Source organism: Cryobacterium sp. MLB-32, from assembly GCF_000738085.1.
Classification (GTDB): domain Bacteria; phylum Actinomycetota; class Actinomycetes; order Actinomycetales; family Microbacteriaceae; genus Cryobacterium.
The window spans coordinates 1-830 of sequence record NZ_JPRS01000663.1; the positions used below are offsets into that span (position 1 = coordinate 1).

The following is an 830-nucleotide window of genomic DNA, read 5'->3' on the forward strand; positions in this document are numbered from 1 at the left end:
AGCGGCCAACGCCACGTCCTGAGTTCTTTCGGGACCCTGCTGCCCTGACGCCAACACATCCGTTGTATGAGCGAACCAGATAGAAGAAGGTCAGAACGGAACACAATCCCCGTTCTGGCCGTTTTTTGTTTGATCGGGTGTCCGAGTTGCTTCAGCTGCCCCCGCGAACGTTAAGAACAGAGCGGCTGGGAAGAGGCGGCGTTCTGTGCTCAGAGGTGTGAGTGATGTCACGCGGGCGTTTACAGGAATGTTATTCGGTGCCGGGCGTGACGCGAACGGGTGGGTGCGCCCGAAAATCACCGTGCCTCGAATGAGGGTAATTCGGGTTATTTCGAGCTTGTTCTCACATAGCTGCGGTCTATTTCTTCTCAAAAGCAGAAGAACAGCACAATTTCTGTTGATATTTCTTCGAAATAGCTGTTGCATCTGCGCCAGTGTTTAGTTATCAGCCGACAGTGGTTCGCCGCTTCAGCCGCAGAGGCCAGTCCATCCCCAACGTCGAAGGAATACACATGACCGTCTATGAAGACGACACCCAAGCCATCGAAGCCCTGAAGAAGACCTTCGGAAGCAGCTGGGACGCAATCAACCCCGAATCAGTCGCACGCATGCGTGCTCAGAACCGCTTCAAGACGGGACTGGACATCGCCCAGTACACCGCGGACATCATGCGCAAGGACATGGCGGAGTACGACGCCGATTCCTCCGTTTACACCCAGTCGTTGGGCGTCTGGCACGGCTTCATCGGCCAGCAGAAGATGATCTCCATCAAGAAGCACCTGAAGACCACCAACAAGCGCTACCTGTACCTCTCCGGCTGGATGATCGCC

Annotated in this window: 1 pseudogene; it reads left to right on the forward strand. The window is 55.4% G+C overall.

Features of this window, described 5'->3' with window-relative positions:
- Positions 1 to 512: 512 nt before the first annotated feature.
- A pseudogene (locus tag JF66_RS20755) lies at positions 513 to 830 on the forward strand (isocitrate lyase); the annotation flags it as partial.